We start from the raw sequence: 2,075 nt of genomic DNA, 5'->3' as shown, positions 1-2,075 counted from the left end.
CGACCAACTTGAGCGTGAGAATCGGTCCATGGTCCCGCGCGGATCTCGAGAAGGCCGTACGGGGGGCCAATCCGCAGGACCCGGGTCTGACGGTTCGCGACCTGACGAGCTCGATTGCGACGCAGCCCTGGTCAGTGCGGGCCTTGGCCCAGGCGCTATCGAAGACCCATGGCAAGCTCTTTCAGTCCTCGCGCTATCTGGGGGGTCCCCTGGATGACCCGAAGAATCCGCCCTGGCTAGGCGATGTCTCCGACTGGCTGAGGCATCATCGACCCACCTCCGGGCAAGCCTTGAGCGATGACGACATCCGTATCCTAGCGAGCGATCCGCCGATCCCGTTTTTCGCCCGCTTCGAGGCGGGGCAGGATCCCAAGATCGAGGGCAAGTATCTCGGGGTGCTGACGTCAATTGTCGTGGCCGATGTCTTTTATGGCATTCTCCAGAAGGATCGCCTTCTGAACATAGACGATGACAAAGACCTTGCACGCCAATTGCAGCAGGTCTCGACGCTCGTTTTCGATGACCGATCGGATGCATTTGCAGGGCTGGAACGCATCACGACGGTCAACAGTCTCATCGACTACGTCGGTGAACTCATCAGATTCCCGACCGGCGGGTAGCCGGCATCAGCAAGAGCGTGCAAACAGGCAGGTGACACATGGGACATCCAAAGATGACGATTGGCCCGAATGATTATCCTCAATGGGGCAAGCTTGTGAAATCATGGGCGACTGGCAGAAACTACGTCGATTATCAGGGGTCGGAGGAAAATCCCGTTCCCACCGCACCGGACAACAAATTCCAAAAACCAAGATCGTTCGAAGAGTTCTGGGATCAGTGCCAGTGGGCGCAGGTCGATCTCTTCTTCGACGATGCCAACAACACGCCGGTCCGCCGAGACGTTGGCATAGGCTTGATCGTGCTGCAGGGCGACTCTGACGTATTCGTGCTCCGGCTGCCACCACAGGAGATATTGCTCGAGCACGAAGCAAGGTTTCTCAAAGGCTCCACGTATCAGCTACCCGACTTCTATGCCAAAATCCCGGAGCTGATGACCACCAAGGTCGGGCGCATGACGATTCACGCCGAGCGCGTTGGCGAATATACGCTCAATACGTGTGGCTGACGTTGGGCCGGTGTTCGAACCAAACACCAAACTCGACACCCTCGACGGGAGCGCCGGCTGCCGCAAGGCCCGCGGCCAGGCGCTCCCAGTCTTTGCGCATTGCGACCGGAAAGACGTGCAGCAGCCAGCGTGTCATGTTGTCGCGCGTCGCCGGCAGCTGGCCATGCCAATCCGCGGCGATCCTCTTCAGCATGCTCTCGAACTCCGCTCTGGCTTCATCAAGCCGACCGACATGGGCCTTGGCGGCGCAGGCCCAGATCGTGAAGGCTGGGGACATCCCGAGATCCTCCCGAAACGCGTCGATGCATCCTAGATAGTCCGAGCATAAGAACTTGATTGCACCGGAATACGCCAGCTGTGGCGGCTTTGGGATTGGCGCGCCTCTCAGCGATGCGGCGGAAAGGCCCGCTGCGCGTTCGTAGTAGCCGCAATAAGAAAAGATCATGCCTGCTGCGATCAAGGTCCAGGGATCGTTCTCGTTCAAATCGATGGCCATTGCCGCATGCAGCGTGGATTCATCCACGCGGCCGAGCAACTGGTAGGTCCAGGCGAGGCTGAGCTGTGCGCGGGAATCGAGCGGATCGAGCTGCACCGCGCGTTGCGCGATGGGCACTGTCTCCAGATGCCGGGCCGTATCTCGAAGCATGCCGGGAAGCGCAATGGGCGCGATGTTGCGGTACTGGACCAGTCCGCTCAGCGCAGGAGAGAAATCAGGCGCGTCGGCGAGCAGACTCTCGACCAGCGCCGCAACGGCTGGCCAATCCCTTGAGGCCATCTGCAACAGCAGGGCTTGTCCGCGCAGCCAGCGGTCATGGATCTCCACGGGGACTTCATTGGCCGTTGCGAAGCGGCGCAGCCGTTCGGCGGAGACGTGGACGTTCAGGGCCTGGGCGATCTGGCGGACGATCCGCTCCTGGGTTTCGAACCACGCGGCCAGCGTGATCGAATA

General features: G+C 60.4%; 3 protein-coding genes. 2 read left to right on the top strand and 1 reads right to left on the bottom strand.

The window, feature by feature from the left end; translation table 11 throughout:
• The first annotated feature begins 143 nt into the window (after positions 1 to 143).
• Both JOZ76_RS06230 and JOZ76_RS06225 read left to right on the top strand, forming a co-directional pair.
• On the top strand, positions 144 to 620 hold the full coding sequence (locus JOZ76_RS06230) for a hypothetical protein (protein WP_291697754.1): 477 nt from the start codon (positions 144 to 146) through the stop codon (positions 618 to 620).
• 53 nt (positions 621 to 673) lie between these two features.
• A complete protein-coding gene (locus JOZ76_RS06225; RefSeq protein WP_291697753.1) occupies positions 674 to 1,126 on the top strand; it encodes a hypothetical protein in 453 nt (150 codons plus the stop codon).
• Here the strand turns inward: JOZ76_RS06225 and JOZ76_RS06220 are convergent.
• Positions 1,110 to 2,075, bottom strand: a 966-nt coding sequence (locus tag JOZ76_RS06220) for a hypothetical protein (protein WP_291697752.1), incomplete at its 5' end; no start/stop codon positions are given. The genes JOZ76_RS06225 and JOZ76_RS06220 overlap by 17 nt on opposite strands.

Source organism: Bradyrhizobium sp., from assembly GCF_019244115.1.
Classification (GTDB): domain Bacteria; phylum Pseudomonadota; class Alphaproteobacteria; order Rhizobiales; family Xanthobacteraceae; genus Bradyrhizobium.
Note: the sequence above shows the minus strand (reverse complement) of the source record. Positions and strands in the feature narration are given on the sequence as shown.

Coding starts and splice junctions, on each gene's coding strand:
- JOZ76_RS06225 (WP_291697753.1), top strand. CDS start 674: ATGACGATTGGCCCGAATGATTATCCTCAATGGGGCAAGCTTGTGAAA.